The 17,333-nt window shown below is 41.1% G+C and carries 16 protein-coding genes; 12 read left to right on the top strand and 4 right to left on the bottom strand.

What is annotated here, in order from left to right:
- Positions 1-40 precede the first annotated feature (40 nt).
- On the top strand, positions 41-1,438 hold the full coding sequence (locus LKM37_05520; GenBank protein MCI1720458.1) for a S41 family peptidase: 1,398 nt from the start codon (positions 41-43) through the stop codon (positions 1,436-1,438).
- Between the two features lie 10 nt (positions 1,439-1,448).
- Here LKM37_05520 and LKM37_05515 read toward each other — a convergent pair whose 3' ends face one another.
- Entirely contained in the window at positions 1,449-2,030 is a 582-nt protein-coding gene (locus LKM37_05515) for a MarC family protein (protein MCI1720457.1), read from the bottom strand.
- Between the two features lie 87 nt (positions 2,031-2,117).
- On the opposite strand from LKM37_05515, the gene LKM37_05510 reads away from it, so the two are divergent.
- The gene (locus LKM37_05510; protein MCI1720456.1) at positions 2,118-2,309 is read left to right on the top strand and encodes a histone H1; all 192 of its coding nucleotides are present in this window, start codon (positions 2,118-2,120) and stop codon (positions 2,307-2,309) included.
- 85 nt (positions 2,310-2,394) lie between these two features.
- On the opposite strand, the gene LKM37_05505 is transcribed toward LKM37_05510, so the two are convergent.
- Together LKM37_05505 and LKM37_05500 are read right to left on the bottom strand one after the other, a co-directional pair.
- On the bottom strand, positions 2,395-2,832 hold the full coding sequence (locus LKM37_05505; GenBank protein MCI1720455.1) for a hypothetical protein: 438 nt from the start codon (positions 2,830-2,832) through the stop codon (positions 2,395-2,397).
- Entirely contained in the window at positions 2,832-4,988 is a 2,157-nt protein-coding gene (locus LKM37_05500) for a M6 family metalloprotease domain-containing protein (GenBank protein ID MCI1720454.1), read from the bottom strand. Before LKM37_05500 ends, LKM37_05505 begins: the two co-directional genes overlap by 1 nt.
- A gap of 46 nt (positions 4,989-5,034) precedes the next feature.
- Here LKM37_05500 and LKM37_05495 point away from each other — a divergent pair, with 46 nt between their 5' ends.
- From LKM37_05495 to alr, 8 genes are all read left to right on the top strand, one after another.
- Complete coding sequence (locus tag LKM37_05495) at positions 5,035-6,021, top strand: PCMD domain-containing protein (protein ID MCI1720453.1); 987 nt, start codon at positions 5,035-5,037, stop codon at positions 6,019-6,021.
- Positions 6,021-7,130, top strand: coding sequence for a hypothetical protein (locus tag LKM37_05490; protein ID MCI1720452.1), 1,110 nt, complete (start codon positions 6,021-6,023; stop codon positions 7,128-7,130). The genes LKM37_05495 and LKM37_05490 overlap by 1 nt, the downstream gene beginning before the upstream one ends.
- Positions 7,131-7,156: 26 nt before the next feature.
- Complete coding sequence (locus LKM37_05485; GenBank protein ID MCI1720451.1) at positions 7,157-8,848, top strand: lipid A phosphoethanolamine transferase; 1,692 nt, start codon at positions 7,157-7,159, stop codon at positions 8,846-8,848.
- Positions 8,849-8,917: 69 nt separating this feature from the next.
- On the top strand, positions 8,918-9,661 hold the full coding sequence (locus LKM37_05480; GenBank protein ID MCI1720450.1) for a glycosyltransferase: 744 nt from the start codon (positions 8,918-8,920) through the stop codon (positions 9,659-9,661).
- Positions 9,662-9,688: 27 nt separating this feature from the next.
- Complete coding sequence (locus LKM37_05475) at positions 9,689-10,432, top strand: lipid-A-disaccharide synthase N-terminal domain-containing protein (protein MCI1720449.1); 744 nt, start codon at positions 9,689-9,691, stop codon at positions 10,430-10,432.
- Between the two features lie 41 nt (positions 10,433-10,473).
- The gene (locus LKM37_05470) at positions 10,474-12,111 is read left to right on the top strand and encodes a hypothetical protein (GenBank protein MCI1720448.1); all 1,638 of its coding nucleotides are present in this window, start codon (positions 10,474-10,476) and stop codon (positions 12,109-12,111) included.
- A gap of 1 nt (position 12,112) precedes the next feature.
- Entirely contained in the window at positions 12,113-13,087 is a 975-nt protein-coding gene (locus tag LKM37_05465) for an SDR family NAD(P)-dependent oxidoreductase (GenBank protein MCI1720447.1), read from the top strand.
- A gap of 142 nt (positions 13,088-13,229) precedes the next feature.
- Entirely contained in the window at positions 13,230-14,336 is a 1,107-nt protein-coding gene (gene alr, locus LKM37_05460) for an alanine racemase (protein MCI1720446.1), read from the top strand.
- Between the two features lie 13 nt (positions 14,337-14,349).
- Here alr and holA read toward each other — a convergent pair whose 3' ends face one another.
- A complete protein-coding gene (gene holA / locus LKM37_05455) occupies positions 14,350-15,390 on the bottom strand; it encodes a DNA polymerase III subunit delta (protein ID MCI1720445.1) in 1,041 nt (346 codons plus the stop codon).
- 77 nt (positions 15,391-15,467) lie between these two features.
- On the opposite strand from holA, the gene LKM37_05450 reads away from it, so the two are divergent.
- Both LKM37_05450 and LKM37_05445 read left to right on the top strand, forming a co-directional pair.
- Positions 15,468-15,860 carry a type I restriction enzyme HsdR N-terminal domain-containing protein gene (locus LKM37_05450; GenBank protein ID MCI1720444.1) on the top strand — a complete coding sequence of 131 codons (393 nt, stop codon included), beginning with the start codon at positions 15,468-15,470 and terminating at the stop codon, positions 15,858-15,860.
- A 29-nt stretch (positions 15,861-15,889) separates the two neighbouring features.
- The gene (locus tag LKM37_05445; protein MCI1720443.1) at positions 15,890-17,299 is read left to right on the top strand and encodes a CCA tRNA nucleotidyltransferase; all 1,410 of its coding nucleotides are present in this window, start codon (positions 15,890-15,892) and stop codon (positions 17,297-17,299) included.
- Positions 17,300-17,333 lie beyond the last annotated feature (34 nt).

The raw sequence follows: 17,333 nt of genomic DNA, 5'->3' as shown, positions 1-17,333 counted from the left end.
TGTTTCCCGACAGGGTAATTTTATAAAAGAACATTAAGAGATGAAAAAAGCATTCCGTTTTAAGGTCTTATTTATTGCGTTGGCAATCAGCATATTGTCCGGAGCATTGATATCGTGTGAAAAATCTTCCACCAAAAGTGATAATTCATCATCTTCAACTACGGACCTGGCAAAAGCCAAAAATTATCTCTATTCCATAATGTCCTCTATCTATTATTGGAGCAGTTCCATACCATCCGTAAATGCAGATAGTTACAGCGATATCTTTGAATATTTTGATGCGCTGTGCGTTAGCAATGACAGGTGGAGCTGGATGATGGATGCTGCGGAATACAACTCCATGGAGACGGGAACATACTCAATATATGGCGGCAAATTTTGCCAGCCTTATGAATATTACGGAGACTACGGAATTTACATGGGGCTTGTATATGATAATTCACCGCTGGCAGCCCAAGGAGTAACAAGAGGATGGCAGCTGACAAAGCTGGACGGAGTTGCGGTTAATACTCTGATAGCTGCGGGAACATTTAACAGCACCTTGGATAAGGCCTCATTAACATTTACTTACAAAGATTTAAATGGAACAGAGCACACCTTTACTACATCAAAGGCAAGCGTACAAACTTCTTCAGTTCCAAAGAGCGCCATTTTTACACAGGCAGATTATCCATCTCTTCCTTCTACTGCAAAAGTTGGATATGTACTCTACACAACTTTTAACAGCAGCATGGAGAGCCAGATAACCAATACTTTAAAGAATTTCAAGAGCTCCGGAATTACAGACTTGATTGTAGATTTGAGATATAACGGCGGCGGAGATTTGAATGTTTGCAAGGATATTGCAGGACTTTTGGTTCCGGCGGCAGGAAACGGAAAGATTTTCCTGCAGCTGAAACACAACTCAAAATACAGCTCTTACGATACTCAAAACACATCACAGTACAAATTTTCTAGAAGCACCAATTCTCTAGACCTCAGCAGAATATACTTTATTACAGGTTCAGGTACAGCATCTGCCAGCGAATCTTTAATGAACGGACTTAAACCATTCTTGACTGTTAAACAAGTTGGAGATACAACTTACGGAAAGCCAAACGGAATGTACGTCTACTCATATCCTGATAATTCAGCCGGAACCTCCTCTTTGGAGTATGTATTCCTTCCAATTTGTTTCTACTGTGTTAATTCAGAAGGAGGCGGATACTTTGATAACGGCATTGTGCCGGATAACTACAGGTATGATGATTTGTATCATGACTTTGGCGTTAAAGAGGATTTGATAGCGGCTTGCTTGTATAATATCGCGACAGGTTCTTACCCCTCAAAGCCTTCTAAGTCAGCAGCTGCAGCAATTACAAAGTCAATGACAGGAGGCAAGAGGATTGCCCGGCCGGAAGACTCCGCAGGGTATGGTCTCGCAATTGCAAGACACTAATTGCCAAACACTAATGGAATAAAGTTACAACGTTTACCGCAAACAATCTTACAGACATTGCAAGGAGAATAATTCCAAAGAATTTTCTCATCACGTAGATTGTGCTTTTTCCAAAGATTTTCTCCATCCAGCCAAGATGCCTTAGTACAAAGTAGCATAACACCATGTTAAGCGCTATTGCCACAATTATGTTCTCCAGATGGTATTCTGACCTGATAGACAGCATGGTGGTAAGAGCGGCGGCCCCCGCTATAAGTGGGAAAATAATTGGCACAACCGTAGCACTGCCGGAAGGACTGTCATTGTATTTAAAAATCTCAATTCCAAGGATCATTTCCAGGGACATTACAAAAAGAATTAGAGAGCCTGCGACCGCAAATGCCTGAATACTAACGCCAAACAAGTTCAACATCCACTGGCCTCCAAACATGAACCCCATAAAGAGAGCAAAAGAACCTAGCGCCGCCGGAAGAGCTTCTATCTTTTTTCCGCGGGCCTTGAGGTCCAAAATTATTGGAGTTGAGCCGGTAATATCAATCACGGCAAACATCACAATAAATGCGCTTAATATCTCTCTAAGGCTGAAATTCATGAAAAATTTTTCTTAATATTTTTTGCAAAGTTAAGATTAATAGTTAATTTTATCATCAGAATATTTAACCTAATAAAATCTAAAGCAATGAAACAACTATTAGCAAAGATTCAAGCTCAGATTGAGGTTTTCAACAAGGATGCTGAAGCTCAATTAGTTAAAGGAAACAAAGCTGCCGGAACACGTGCAAGAAAAGCTGCTTTGACAATTGGAAAACTTATGAAGGAATTCAGAAAGGCTTCCGTTGCAGCTGCTAAAGCACCAGCAAAGAAGAAATAGAGTTTCTTTTAGCTAAAAAAAACCGCCTTCAGCGGTTTTTTTTATGCCTTGAATACAAGGGGTTACGCAATTTTAAAGGATTTGCTTAATCATCGGCCGGAATAATAAGTCCGGTTTTTTTATCTCCGTCCCAGAACCAATACAAACCATCCTGCATCTGCACAAGATATGTTTTAAGAGTGAACTCTTTTGAATATGAGGATGAAGCGTAAGAGACCTTAATGTCTATCTCCTTTTCAAAGCCAAATGCTGCAACGGAAAAAACTGCATTTACAAGTTCGCTCTGGTCATCTTTCTGGAGTCTTATCATTCTTCTGGAGTCATTTCTAACAATCTGACAATTAGTAGAATCATACCTGAATGCAGTACGGTCCAGCGAGTAGAGCCCTATTGTGTTGTTAGCCATAAATGAAGAGAGCTGGCCGTCATAATCGGGCGTCTTGTTGCAAGAGGAAAAAAACATACTTGCAAAAAATGCCGCGGCCAAAAAAGCGAGACAGAATATGTTACTTCTCTTCTTCATTACTTTACTCTAATTTTCTTTGTTATAACATCAGAAGAACCATCGGGATAACCAATAAATACGCGGACCTTATAATTGCCAGATTCCTTGAATGTGTATATCTCATCTTTCCGCAACTGCAAAGAGTTGACAGTCCAATAGATAGATGACACAGGCTCCTGAACGTTCATCAGCGCCAGCTCCAGCTGGTCATTAACTTTATATGAAGAGGCAAATTTTGCATAAGGATATTTTGAAGATATAGAGTCTGTTGCAAACGTTGTTGTGTAGTACTCTCCCATGCGCGCATCATTTACAAAGTCTACCTTCACTTTATATTTGGTATTCTGCTTAAGATTGGAAATCATAAAGCATGTCGTGTCAGACTTGCCTGAATTCTGATATCCTTCTGAATCCTGCAATCCCCAGAAAATTCTCCAATGCCCTTCCGACGGCAAGTAGCTTCTGTCGGGAGTCCAAGAGAACTTTGCATTTATTTGGTACTGAGCAATCTTGCCGTTTTTAGCTTTTGGCAAATCAGCACTGTATGTTAAGGCCGGAGCGGTGCTGAACGTGAGCTTGCCGGAGGAATATTTTATGTTGTAAACGGTTACACCCATCTCCATGCCCTTCCAATCCAGAAGTTGCGGCGAGCTTTCAGAATCAAGTTCCGTAATATTATTCGGACCCGGATAGAATGCGTTGGAAATATCTGAAGTTCCGGTAGCGGAGCGTGTTAATACATAAGCACATGGATGAGAGGCAAATGTGTTCACATTGTTATAAATCCACCTGTTTGAGGAGGCTATGCCGCCATAAACATCAGATGATTTATCTACGTGATAAACAACCATTCCGCTGCCGCCGACATACTTGTCCCAGCCGGAAGCGCCCCTGCACTCAAATAAAAAGTACTCTCCGTCCGTAGAGGATTTCAATTTATACACGGTTGAATTTGAAGAGCTTACAGGCAGCAAAGAATAATCCTTCCCCGATTCCAAGTTTATAACGTCCCCCACCCCAAGCATGTCTCTCTCAATTGCACAATAGTAAGGAGGAGTGTTGCCGTTATTTAAATAACACCCCATGTCCATGATAGAGAGCCACTTCCACAATCCCAAAGAGGCGCCCTCTTCATCTCCGTTTGTATCATATAAATCCATGAGTCCAAGAGAGTGAGAATATTCATGGCAGAATACGCCAATTCCCTCCATCACCGCACCGCTGCTCCCTCTTAATTCAGGAGAACAAGTATATGAGGAGACCTTAACTCCGTTGATTGTAATATTCAGATTATCAGCACTTGCCTGACGCGCCCATAGCGCATCTGAAACCCCGTTTTCAGCCTGGTCATATCCGGCATAAATTACCGCAACGTTATCTGCCTTTCCATCTCCGTTGGAATCATACTGAGAAAAATCTACTCCGGATGAAGAGGCGGAAGAACATACGTCTTTAATGAGCTGTTCCAGATTGGAATCCGTTTTGCCTCCATTATCAGCACCGTAGTAAGCCTCTGTATTTCCTAATGTTATAACTGGAGGCACATCAAATAAAATCTCTTTGCCTCCAAGGTTATCCTTAAAATATTCAGACGCTGAGCCGGTTGCGCCGTTGACTGAATATCCGCTCTGGTTCAGCATGTTATAAAAATTCTGCTGAACATTGGAGGAGGAAAATTTAACATCTGAAAATTGTACCAGCAGTACCAAAGACTTTACGGTTCCGCCCGCCTTTGAAATTATTTTTCTGCTCCCGACAGTTTTGTAATTTAAAACTGCAGTTGAATTTGACAGCGCCCTGTTTCTGTAAGCAGCTGCGTTTCTTATAATTTCAGCATTCTTAAGAGCGGTGGCAACCATCACAGGAATAGTTGAAGCAGCGCCCGATACTCTGTCGGGAGCTACAGAACTCACTCTCTCCTTTAAAATAGAGAGAGTTCCTGAATTGTAATTTGCATAGTGGAGATAGCCGTCTTTTCCCTCAGCAACTATGTAGCCGGCCGCTGTTTTCTTATAGCCAAAATGTTCATCTCCGTAAAGACGCACAGCTACCCTGCTGCCATCCGGCTGCCTTATTTTTACTATATTTGATACCGCTTTTACTGCATAGGCTTCCGCTGCGCAGAACAATGAGCATGTTGCCAAAGCAATAAAACGGAGTATAGAATTTGCCATAAGCTCTATCGTTGAGGACAAATTTACAACTTTTAAATGATAATATATGAAACATACTGCACACAGATTGGCATTTTATTTTTCTCTGCTTACTGCTGCATTCTGTATATCAGCCAACTCCGATATTTATGCACAAAGCGGACAGGAGTATCTTATTGAGAAGGGGGGAACTTTTGACAGCTGGGTTACCAGAGAAATAAAAGAGTCCGGCATAATTGGCGGCAATACAAAAAACATTTACAGCATTGGTCCGGAAAGTGAAGTTAAAGGGGCTGTTGCCTACACGCCTCCTGCCGGCTGGGTGTGGGGATGTTCAAACGTGCTGGCAATTGTGAAAGGGGTAGTAAAGACTAGCTGTTCTGTTTTCCCTGAAAAAAGGGGGAGAGGATATTGCGCCAGATTGGAAACAAGAATGGAAGACGTAAGAGTTGCAGGCCTGATTAATATGCATGTAATAGCCTCAGGGACAATCTTTTTAGGGCACATGATTGAGCCTATAAGAAACACCCGCAACCCGCAGTCAAAGTGGACATGCGGAATTCCTTTTACCGGAAAACCTCGCGCAATCTCCTTTGACTACAAAGTAATTGTCGGGAATAAAAGGATAAAATCCACGGGCTTTAGCTCAATAAAAGTAATTGGAGATAATGATTATGCAGACTGCACGGTACTGCTGCAAAAGAGGTGGGAAGACAAGGACGGAAACGTCTTTGCTTTGCGCGTAGGTACTGGTGCAGAGAGATTTACAAGGACGGAAAATGAGTGGCAGAATGGGCATGTTCTGGAGATACACTACGGAAACATTACGGACAAGTCATATTACAAATCATACATGGGACTGATATCAAGTGAATTATCCAACTATACCATTAATTCAAAAGGAAAGTCAGTTCCCGTTCAGGAGATTGGATGGGCTTCCGCCAGCGAGAGACCGACGCATATAATAATCAAATTTTCATCCAGTTACGGAGAAGCTTATGTCGGAGATATCAGCAACCGGTTATGGATTGATAATGTGAAAATTGTGGAGTAATGAAGCAGCGTTTTTTACAACTGACTATTATCGCAACGGGATTGATTTTGTGCTGCAGCACTATGCAAGCGCAGAAGCAATCAGATACGGCACGCGTGCAGAAAAAAACAGATACAATACGTGCGCAGAAAAAGTTTGACTTTGCATTTATTGGAGGACCCAATTATGCCTCAGACACAAAGCTCGGGCTAGGTGCGGTGGCAACGGGAAAATATTATACAGTTCGCGACAGTCTTACCTCCCCGTCTAATGTGGCAATATTTGGAAATATCTCAACATCAGGATTTTTCAGCTTAGGCATAAGAGGAAATAATTTCTTTGAGGAGGACAGAAACAGAATAGACTATGAGCTAAAATTTTACTCATTTCCATCTAACATCTGGGGCTTTGGATATTATAACGGAGACAATGATTCAAACGAAAGTTCATATAAAAGAATTCAAGTATCATTCAAGGGAGACTTCATGCATGAACTAGCTCCCAATTTGTTTGCAGGTCCGCACCTTGAATATGATTTTATACGCGGCTCCAATTACAAAGATTCAACTTTCATAATCGGCCTGCGCAATATAACCAGGTCTTTTGGCTACGGCGCAGCAATATGCTATGATACAAGAGATTATATTCCAAATCCTTATTGCGGCACATACGTCAAACTATCCCAAATTAACTATGTTGAACCGGGACAGAAGCCCTATTTTAAGAGCATCTTAAATGCCGATTACTATAAAACCGTATGGAAGGGCGGGGTTATTGCATTAGACTATTACCAGGAATTCAGCTATGGCAAAACGCCATGGACAATGCTTGCGCTTATGGGAGGTTCCTACAGAATGAGAGGCTATTATGAGGGAAGATATAGAGATAAAAATTTAGTATGCTTCCAGGCAGAATTAAGGCAGAATATTTGGAGGAGACACGGCCTGACTTTCTGGACAGGCGCCGGAAATATCTGGGGCATAGATAAATTCCAGTGGGGACACACCCTGCCTAATGTTGGAATTGGCTACAGATTTAGGATTAAGAATAGAACAAATGTGAGACTGGATTACGGATTGGGAAAACATTGGCAAAGCGGTATCACATTTCAGATAGATGAAGCATTTTAATTGCAGCAGCAATTGCCTAGTATACAATGAATTTTAAATTATTAAAAAATCAGAAATTTATATTCTGGCTATTTCAGGCAGTGCTGATGATAACCAGCGTGCTGTTGCTGTTTACTGAACCATCGGGAGCTTGCGTAAAAATTGCAAACATCCTCTTCCCTCTTGGTGTCCAAATTATTCTGTTTTGCTTAACAAGGCGTCCCGGAATAGTTTTTCTTATTCTGTTTCCAAAACTTTTTTTTGACGCTTTTCAATTTGCGCTTATCAATCTTTACGGCGGCTCAATTATAGGCTCGGATATGTTTCTAAACGTTGTAACTACTTCTGCATCAGAAGCGGGAGAAGTCCTGGCCAGCCTTACCGGAACAATTCTGATGGTCTTTTTAATCTACATTCCGTCTATAATTCTTGCAATAAAATCTGCAAAGAGCAAAGAGAAAATAGAGTGGAGGTGGAGAAAAAAAATATTGTATTGCGGCGGAATCATTTTGGCTGCATCCATAATCTTCATAACATCCGCATGCCGCTTTAAGGATGATATCTATCCTGTTAACGTCATTTACAATCTTGAATATGCCACAAAGAAATGGAATAGAGTAGAGAAATATAATGAAACGTCTAAAGGCTTTACTTACAATGCATTCAGAGAGAACGGCAAGACAAGGGAAATTGTAGTGCTGGTTTTGGGAGAGACTTCCCGCGCTGCAAACTGGAGCCTGTACGGCTACTCCAGAGAGACCTCTCCGCACACAGATTCTCTTGCTTCCTCTTCAAATCCTGTTGTAGGAGGTGGCAGCAATCTTGTGGTTTTCAAGGATTTCTTGACGCAGTCTAATACAACACACAAAAGCGTACCTATAATTTTATCCCCTGCGGAAGCGGGAAGATATGGTCTGCTCTATAAATCTAAAAGTATTGTCTCCGCCTTTAAAGAGGCCGGATTTAAAACCATATACATTAAGAATCAGAACTATGACAAGAGCATAGTGCACAGTTATTACAATGAGGCAGATGAGAAAATTTCCGTCAGCAGCAAAATCCGCAGCGTTCCGGATGAGGCCGTTTTGCCTGAACTAAACAAGGTCCTGCAAAAAGACACTACCGGCAACCTATTCATTATAATCCACTTATACGGCTCACACTTTGCATATCACAGCAGGTATCCAAAGCAATTTGCCTATTATACTCCCGACAGGCCAAAGTCAATTTCTAAAAAATACAGAAAAGAGCTTATCAATTCTTACGACAACAGCATACTTAACACAGACTACGTAACATTCAAGATAATTGAGGCTATAAAGAGCCAAAATGCCGGCAGCGTTGTAATGTGCCTTGCAGACCACGGGGAGGATTTGATGGACGACAGGCGCGGAAGGTTCCTGCATGCCTCTTTAAATGCCACCTACTATCAATTGCACATTCCGTTTTACGTCTGGTTTTCTGACAATTACATAAAAAACTGTCGGGATAAATATGAGCAGACCATAAAACATTCCTCTGCGCCACTCTCCACAAATGCTGTGTTCCACTCCCTTCTGGATTACGCGGAAATTCACACAAAATACTTAGACTCAACTCTTTGCATAGGTTCTCCAAGGCTGGAGGAGAAAGAGAGAGAATATTTGACGGACCACGATATTCCAATGAAGCTCCGCCTGCTGCCTCTGACAAAGTATGACTATGAACAATTTGAGGCAAGAGGGATGAAAGTTCGCTAATTATGTTCTAAATGGAATTAATGCTTTCAATTCCGTTATATTGATTAAATTTGCGCACATTTTTGAAATATGAATCAGACATCAAAATACAGATTTACAATAATATCCCCTATTTTTAACGAGGAGGGAAATGTCCGCAGGCTGGCTGATGAGCTGGGCAAATTCATGGAGATTTCCAAGGAACCGTCAGTTTGCGTTCTATTTGTAAATGATGGTTCAGCAGATAATTCTTTGCAGCTCATTAAAGATGAGTGCTCAAAGAGGAAAAATTTCTTTTACATCTCGCTTGCCCACCGCACCGGATTAAGCGGCGCAATCAAAGCGGGATTTGATAATTGCTTCTCTGATTTTGTAGGATATATAGATGCAGATTTGCAGACAACGCCGGAAGACTTCAATTTGCTTCTGCCTTATATTATTGACTACCCGCTTGTTATGGGAATACGCGCAAACAGGAAAGATTCCGGCTGGAAAAACTTCCAGTCAAAATTTGCAAACGGTTTCCGCAAAATGTTTACTCACGACGGAGCAACTGATACGGGTTGCCCGCTAAAAATTTTGCAAACGCCGTATGCAAAAAGAATCCCGATGTTTACAGGCATGCACCGTTTTTTCCCTGCGCTGATTCAGCTGCAGGAGGGTGGAAAAATGAAGCAAATACCTGTAAGACACTTTCCAAGAACAGCGGGCGTCTCCAAGTACAATGTGTGGAACAGATTGATTGGACCTCTTAAAGATTGCTTTGCATATAGGTGGATGAAGAAGAGATACATCAATTATTCCATAGGGGAAGATAACATCAATTCCAAGTAAGTTCCCGATAGATAACATAAGCAGGCTATGCAGCAAGCAGTTATATCTCATTGGATTATATACGGACTGGGCTTTTTGGCACAGGGCTTTTTCTCTTTGAGAATTCTTGTCCAGTGGATAATGAGCGAGAAGGCAAAGAAAGTTGTATCCCCTACTATCTTCTGGGTATTCAGCATTGCGGGCTCTTATTTATTTTTTGTATACGGATGGCTCAGAAATGATTTTGCTATCATGTTCGGTCAGGTAATCTCCTATTACATATACATTTGGAACCTTAAGGTCAAAGGGGCATGGAATATAATAAGGACAGATTCAGGAGCTGAAAGCGCCGTCGCGGCAGAAGGGATAAAAGTTCCCGCTCCCCAATATTGGAGGCTGGCTCTGCTTGCAATACTTGTGATAACTCCGGTAATTGGAATCGGATACATCTTAAGTGATTGGCAAACGTTTAAGGCTCAATGTTTTTATAATGAATCAATACCTTCCATGCTTGTAATATACGGCTCGCTCGGCCAGCTTGTATTTACGCTCAGATTTATTTATCAATTTATCTACTCTAAAAAGAGAAATGAAAGCCACCTTCCGGCAGGTTTTTGGATAATCAGCCTGGCAGGTTCCGCAATTATTGTTTCATACGCGTTTATAAGACTGGACCCGGTTCTGGCACTAGGACAGTCCATCGGATTTATTTCATATTCAAGAAATTTGATAATTTTGCACAAAGCGGATAAAAAAGAGAAAGAACAAACCGCTGCAAAGTCCGATAAATAATTAACAAGGGTTACCGCAAAAGAGATAAGAGTTAAGGAGTTATGAAAAGACGTACAGTCATATTCATGCTGATTTTAGCGGCATTGCTGCCTCTTTTAATAATGAGGGAGTTTACCCCAAGCAATGAACTGCGTTATTTAAACATTGCTGATGAGGCAATTGCAAACGGAAACTTCTTTGCATTTACGGACCACGGAGTTCCGTACGCAGATAAGCCACCTCTGTATTTTTGGATTGCAATTGGACTTAAGAGTCTGTTTGGCAAGCACATAATGTTTTTGCTGAGTCTTCTATCCGTAATTCCGGCCTTTGTAATTGCCTGGATAATGGATAGATGGACGGGAGATAAGCTGCGTCCGGAAGAGCGGACCGCAGGAACTCTTATGCTATTCACATCACTGTACTTCCTGGCATCTTCTATTGTTTTGAGGATGGATATGCTAATGTGTATGTTCATAGTACTCTCATTATATGAGTTTTACAGAATGTACACAAACAAGGACGGAGAGATAGCGGCAAAAAATAAAACCAGAGTAAAGACAGCAAGGCAATATAGAATAAACAGAGCGCTGCTTCCGGTTTTTGTCTTCCTTGCTATATTTTCCAAGGGCGCCGTTGGATTCCTTGTCCCCGTAATATCCATACTTGTATTTCTTGCCGCAGACCGCAACCTGAGAGTAACGGGAAAATATCTTGGATGGAGATTCTGGACAATTTTACTATGCCTTTGCATTGCCTGGTTTACAGGGGTTTATATAGACGGTGGTTCATCATATCTGCACAATCTGCTGTTCAATCAGACAGTTAACAGAGCCGTAAATTCTTTCCATCATAAAAAGCCTTTCTGGTACTATGGCATTGCATACTGGTATGCGATTGCTCCTTGGTGCATTCTATGCATAGTTGCAATCATCAAAGGCTACTACAAGAGAATTATGCACGGCACACGGGAGAAACTTTTTGCATGCATTGCATTCTCCACAATCATAATGCTCTCATTCATAAGCTCAAAGATTGTCATATATATGCTGCCGGCAATTCCGTTTTTCATTTACCTGATGATTATTTTGCTGCCAAAGATGAATAACGGAGGATGGATAAAAGCTTCAATTGCAATCCCCGCGCTGCTGCTGATTATTGCATTTGCGGCATCGCTTCCAATGAATCAAATCATAGCTAAAATAAATGAGGCAAATCTCGGAAGTCCTCTTGAACTGCCTAAGTTATGGGCTCCGTATCAGATATTTACACTAATTCTTGCACTTGGGGGAATAGGAGCATTAATCTTTATTAAAAAGAAAAATCTGTCGGGAGCAATAATATCAATAGCCTCTTCCATTTTGATTATGCTGTTTGCAGGAAGTTTGTCTATGCGCAGTCTTAACAAATATGTTGGAATTAAAGAGGGGTGTGAGAGAGCAATTAAAACTGCTAAGGCAAATGGGGAGACGGTTTGCTATTATGACTTTAGTTCAGGCCCGAATCTTGATTACTATTTGAAGCAGCACGGGATGAAAATAAAAGAAATTGAAAAGAGCGAAATATCTGATGTAAAAGGAGTTATTGTATTTTGCAAGACTCGCGATATTAGAAAAGACAGTCTGCTGAACAAGAAAGTTGCGGCGCTGCCGAGGGAAGAAGGAGGAGGAGATATTTCCATAATTGAAATACCAAAATAATATGAAAATTTTAGTTACAGGCGCCGCCGGATTTATTGGAGCACAGCTAATTAAGACGCTTATAAAAAGAGGGCACTCCGTTATCGGAGTGGATAATCTTAACTCTTATTATGATGTTGAGCTTAAGAAAGGGAGATTAAAAGACATAAGGGCGGAGAAGAAAAATGCTGCGCGCTTCACATTCAAAAAGCTGGACATTACAGATTATGCATCTTTGGAGAGATTGTTCAAACAAGCTCATTTCCAGAAAGTTTGCAATCTTGCAGCACAAGCCGGAGTGAGATACTCTTTTGAAAATCCTGCTGCTTATGTGCAAAGCAATCTGCTGGGATTTTTTAATGTGATGGACCTTTGCGCAAAATATAAAGTAAAACATTTTATCTACGCAAGCTCCAGCAGCATTTACGGCAACAATGCCAAAGTCCCTTTCTCTGAAGAGGATAGAGTTGATGACCCGCAGAGTCTTTATGCCGCAACAAAAAAGTCTGATGAACTTATGGCTTATGTCTATTCTCACCAGATGAAGCTGTCTTGCACGGGACTAAGATTTTTTACTGTTTACGGACCTTGGGGAAGGCCTGACATGGCTCCGTTTGGCTTCATGAAAAACATATTGGAACACAAGCCGATACGTGTATTCAACAACGGAAAATTAAGCAGAGATTTTAGCTACATAGATGACATTGTGGAAGGCATTGTTAAAGTGATAGAAGGACCATCTAATTCTCCGCACCCTGTTTACAACATTGGAAATAGTCATCCGGTAGAACTTATGGATTTTATAGGAACCATAGAAAAGGTTGCCGGTGCAAAAGCCGTTAAGAAATTTACGGGGATGCAAAAGGGTGATGTCTACACCACTTACGCAAGCACAAAATTGCTGGAAAAAGATTATGGCTTTAGGCCCAACACTCCTCTGCTAAAGGGGATTACAGAGTTTTACAAATGGTATGTAAAATTCTATAAAGTAAAATAAACACAAAAATTTTCTCTCTTTGTAAATGCGCACCTGCAAAAAAAGCTGTTTTTCAACTACTCAGAAACGCTTTTGCAGATAACGCAACGCATTTTTTTATAAATTTGCGGCCGTTTAAGTGAACGTTCTTAAAAATAAAATAATGGATAAAGAGACTTTTGTTCAAATGGAGATTAGCTACAAGGCTGCTCTTCATAATTACAAGTATTTCAGAAGCAAACTGAAACCAAGCACTAAATTGCTTATTCTTATTAAAGCAAATTCTTACGGACACGGCGCTGTAGATTTTGCTAAACTTATGACCAAAGCGGGAGCTGATTATTTTGCTGTCGCTCATCCTGTTGAAGGCGTTGAACTTAGAAAAGGCGGTATTAAAAAACCTATTCTTGTTTTGACAGCAGGAACTGACTATTACAAAGAGATTATTCAGAACAATTTGGAACCCGGTATCCCAAATATTGAATCTTTGAAGAAATTTGACTCCGTTGTAAAAGCTATGAAAGTAAAGAGCTACCCTGTTCACATTAAACTAGATACAGGAATGCACAGACTTGGCTTTATGGAGAGCGAACTTCCTGAGCTTCTTAAATATTTAAAGGCTCACAAAGAGATAAAAGTTAAATCCATCTATTCACATCTTGCAGCATCTGATGAACCAAAGTGGGATAAATTTACTCTTGGACAGATTGCTCTTTATGACAAGATGGCTCCTCAAATTGACAAAGCAATTGGATATAAACCTATCCATCACATACTTAACTCCGCAGGAATTGAGAGATTCAGCAAGTACCAGAAAGACATGGTTCGCCTGGGCATTGGTATTTACGGCATCAGCGCTGTTAACCAAAAGTATGTAAAACCTGTCGCGAGCTTAAAGTGCAAGATTCTTCAGATTAAACACCTTGTACCTGCAGACGGTACGGTTGGATACGGCCGCCACGGCAAGATTGACAAGCCTACCGTAACAGCCACTCTTCCTGTTGGTTATGCAGACGGCATTAACCGCCACTTTGGACGCGGCAATGCCAAGTTCATGCTAAAAGGAAAGATGGTTCCTACAATTGGAAATATCTGCATGGATATGTGCATGATTGATATTACAGGCGTTAAAAATGCAAAAGTTGGAGACGTTGTAACAATCTTTGGAGAGAAACCAACAGCACAAGACCTTGCAAAAATCTTGGATACAATACCTTACGAGATTTTCACCTCTATAGCAAAACGTATTAAGAGAGTAGTTGTAAAGTAAATTTTTACGCAGGCTAAATTAATATTTTAGCCAGCAGTTCATTAAGAAGAGCGCCGTCCGGAGAAATTCCTCCCCCGGCGCTTTTACTTTTAAGATCACAATCTTTTATGTAGGCAACAACAGCCATTGTCTTAATTAATGGAAAATTGCGGGCGGCGTTTTCATATTCTTTCTCTCTAAAGCCAAACATTCCGCACTGCTGAGCCGCCTGAAAAAACGGGACTTTATCTCTAACCTGAACAGCCTCAGCCTTAAGCAGCTGATTAAAATAGTAGAACATAGCTCCAAGAGTCATTTGAATTGGAAACTTCTTGGGATTGTCTCCAAAAACTTCAGCAATGGAGAAACTTTTGCGCCTGTCTTTCTCCCCTATCGCCTTGCATAGCTCAAATGCATTAAACTCCCTGCTTATGCCGACATTCACCTCTATATCCTTGACAGTTATACGTTTACCATCAATGCACTTGAAGAGCTTATCAATTTCCAAAGTTATCTTGCGCAAACTTGTCCCGGTATACTGCCCCATGAGCTGAGCCGCATCCTGGTCAATTTCATAGCCGCTATTTTTCACATAGTCAATTATCCAGGAAGAAATCTTCCATTCATCCAGGGCGTAAGTCTCCAGAATTTCCGCAGCACCTTTTGCTTTCTTATAAAATCCGCTCCGTTTATCAACGCTCTTATTGGTAAAGGCGAGCGCCAGAACGGTCTCTTTTACAGGAGAATTAAGATACATTTCCAAAGGCTCCAGCGATGAAATTTGCTGAGCCTCCTTTACAATAATCAGCTGCCTTGGGGATTCTACAGGATAGCGTCTGCACAAAGAAACAATCTGCCCCGCATCAATATCCGACCCATAAACCAAAGTATAATTAAAATCCCTTGCCTCCGTGCTAAGTACGTGTTTATCAAGAGCTTTAAGAATCATATCCAAATAATAAGGCTCTTCTCCCATTAAAAGATAAACGGGACGGAACTTCCCGTTTTTAATATCGGACATTATAGAAGCAAACTTCTTTATGCTCCCCTCTTTATCAATTCTAGTTGCTGCCATACTCAAAATTAACGGCCTCTGCCGCAGCCCAAAATTAGACAAATTTATTATCATGGCAAATTCCTATCTTTGCAGATATGGAAGTGTTTGACCCGCTCAGAAAAAAAAATGTCGCCCTTACTCCGGAAGAGAATGTAAGGCAGAACTTTATAAAGTGGCTTAATCAAAAAAGAGGCTGGCCGCTCTCCATGATGATGAGCGAGACTGAAATTAAAATAGGCGCCGTAAAGTTCCGCTGTGACATTGTCTGCTATAATAAAACACTTGACCCTCAAATGATTATAGAGTGCAAAGCTCCTGAGGTAAAAATAACTAAGGACACATTTGAGCAGATTTGGCGTTACGCGCTTATCCTAAAAGTAAAGTGGCTGGCAATTACAAATGGAGTTGCTACCTTTGCCTGCGAGTATAACAGCAAAGAGGAGAAGTATGAATTTATAAGTGATGTTCCGCAGTACGGCGAGCTGTAGTTTCATCCCGACAGTTTAATAAAATTTTGATGAATTTTTTAGAGAATAAAATATTTGAGATTATAAGTAAAACTGCAGAGCAACAAGGCGTTAGAGCTTTTGTGATTGGAGGATACGTGAGGGACTGTTTCTTGCAGAGACCATGTACCGATATTGACATTGTTGCGGAGGGGAGCGGAATTGAACTTGCACGGGGAGTGGCAAAAAAAGTGAAGACAAAAGTTTCCGTCTTCAAAAATTTTGGTACCGCAATGCTTAAATATCACGGGCTGGAGGTTGAATTCGTGGGGGCCAGAAAAGAGTCATACAGAGCAGATTCCAGAAAACCAATAGTTGAAGATGGAACTCTTAAAGAGGACCAGGAGAGGAGAGATTTTACAATAAACGCCCTAGCGTTCAGCTTGCAAAAAGAGGATTACGGAAATTTAATTGACCCGTTCGGCGGAGTTGCAGACTTGCAGAAAGGTCTCATTCGCACCCCTTTAGACCCGGACGTAACATATTCAGATGATCCGCTGAGAATGATACGCGCAATCCGTTTTGCCGCACAGCTGCAGTTTACAATTGTACCTGAATCACTTGAAAGCATAAAGAGAAATAAGGAGAGACTTAAAATTCTGTCGAGAGAAAGAATAGCAGAAGAGCTTAATAAAATTTTAATGACTCCTAAGCCTTCTATCGGATTCCAGCTGCTGCAGGATACTGAACTTCTGCCCCAATTTCTTCCGCAGATCAGCAACTTGCAAGGCGTTGAGACTCTGGAAGGTAAAGGCCATAAAGATAATTTTGCACATACGCTAAAAGTGGTAGACAACATCTGCCCTCACACAGATAATTTGTGGTTGAGATGGGCAGCGCTACTGCACGATATTGGCAAGCCGGCGACTAAAAAATTTGAACAGGGAACAGGCTGGACCTTTCATAGTCATGACCTTATGGGAGCCAGAATGGTACCCGGAATTTTCAAGCAGCTGAAGATGCCTCTTAATGAAAAAATGAAGTATGTGCAGAAAATGGTAAGGCTTCATCTGCGTCCCATAGCGCTTGTGGAAGAGAGCGTAACTGACTCTGCAATAAGACGTTTACTTTTTGATGCAGGCGATGATATTGACGATTTGATGACATTGTGCGAGGCAGATATTACTTCAAAAAATGATGCAATTGTACGCAAGCACAAAAACAATTTTCAGCTTGTCAGAGAGAAACTTGTAGAGGTTGAGGCTAAAGACGCGCTGCGGAATTTTAAGAATCCTATTACCGGCGAGGTTGTAATGCAATACTTTGATATTCAGCCTGGGAAAGAGATTGGAGTATTAAAAGAATATATCAAAAATGCCATTCTGGATGGCGTCATTGAGAACAACATCAAGCAAGCGCTGGCCCTTATGAAGAAAAAAGGAAAGGAGATGGGGCTAAAGAAAAGAGCAGCCGCTCAATAATTCTTTATTTGTAGATAAAATCTTCTTGTTTGTC

This window comes from Bacteroidales bacterium, from assembly GCA_022647615.1.
In the GTDB taxonomy this organism is placed as follows: Bacteria; Bacteroidota; Bacteroidia; order Bacteroidales; family UBA932; genus Egerieousia.
Note: the sequence above shows the minus strand (reverse complement) of the source record. Positions and strands in the feature narration are given on the sequence as shown.

What these genes read in the sequence shown, in the direction of transcription:
- LKM37_05520 (MCI1720458.1), top strand. Translation starts at nt 41, where the DNA reads ATGAAAAAAGCATTCCGTTTTAAGGTCTTATTTATTGCGTTGGCAATC.
- LKM37_05515 (MCI1720457.1), bottom strand. Translation starts at nt 2,030, where the DNA reads ATGAATTTCAGCCTTAGAGAGATATTAAGCGCATTTATTGTGATGTTT.
- LKM37_05510 (MCI1720456.1), top strand. Translation starts at nt 2,118, where the DNA reads ATGAAACAACTATTAGCAAAGATTCAAGCTCAGATTGAGGTTTTCAAC.
- LKM37_05505 (MCI1720455.1), bottom strand. Translation starts at nt 2,832, where the DNA reads ATGAAGAAGAGAAGTAACATATTCTGTCTCGCTTTTTTGGCCGCGGCA.
- LKM37_05500 (MCI1720454.1), bottom strand. Translation starts at nt 4,988, where the DNA reads ATGGCAAATTCTATACTCCGTTTTATTGCTTTGGCAACATGCTCATTG.
- LKM37_05495 (MCI1720453.1), top strand. Translation starts at nt 5,035, where the DNA reads ATGAAACATACTGCACACAGATTGGCATTTTATTTTTCTCTGCTTACT.
- LKM37_05490 (MCI1720452.1), top strand. Translation starts at nt 6,021, where the DNA reads ATGAAGCAGCGTTTTTTACAACTGACTATTATCGCAACGGGATTGATT.
- LKM37_05485 (MCI1720451.1), top strand. Translation starts at nt 7,157, where the DNA reads ATGAATTTTAAATTATTAAAAAATCAGAAATTTATATTCTGGCTATTT.
- LKM37_05480 (MCI1720450.1), top strand. Translation starts at nt 8,918, where the DNA reads ATGAATCAGACATCAAAATACAGATTTACAATAATATCCCCTATTTTT.
- LKM37_05475 (MCI1720449.1), top strand. Translation starts at nt 9,689, where the DNA reads ATGCAGCAAGCAGTTATATCTCATTGGATTATATACGGACTGGGCTTT.
- LKM37_05470 (MCI1720448.1), top strand. Translation starts at nt 10,474, where the DNA reads ATGAAAAGACGTACAGTCATATTCATGCTGATTTTAGCGGCATTGCTG.
- LKM37_05465 (MCI1720447.1), top strand. Translation starts at nt 12,113, where the DNA reads ATGAAAATTTTAGTTACAGGCGCCGCCGGATTTATTGGAGCACAGCTA.
- alr (MCI1720446.1), top strand. Translation starts at nt 13,230, where the DNA reads ATGGATAAAGAGACTTTTGTTCAAATGGAGATTAGCTACAAGGCTGCT.
- holA (MCI1720445.1), bottom strand. Translation starts at nt 15,390, where the DNA reads ATGGCAGCAACTAGAATTGATAAAGAGGGGAGCATAAAGAAGTTTGCT.
- LKM37_05450 (MCI1720444.1), top strand. Translation starts at nt 15,468, where the DNA reads ATGGAAGTGTTTGACCCGCTCAGAAAAAAAAATGTCGCCCTTACTCCG.
- LKM37_05445 (MCI1720443.1), top strand. Translation starts at nt 15,890, where the DNA reads ATGAATTTTTTAGAGAATAAAATATTTGAGATTATAAGTAAAACTGCA.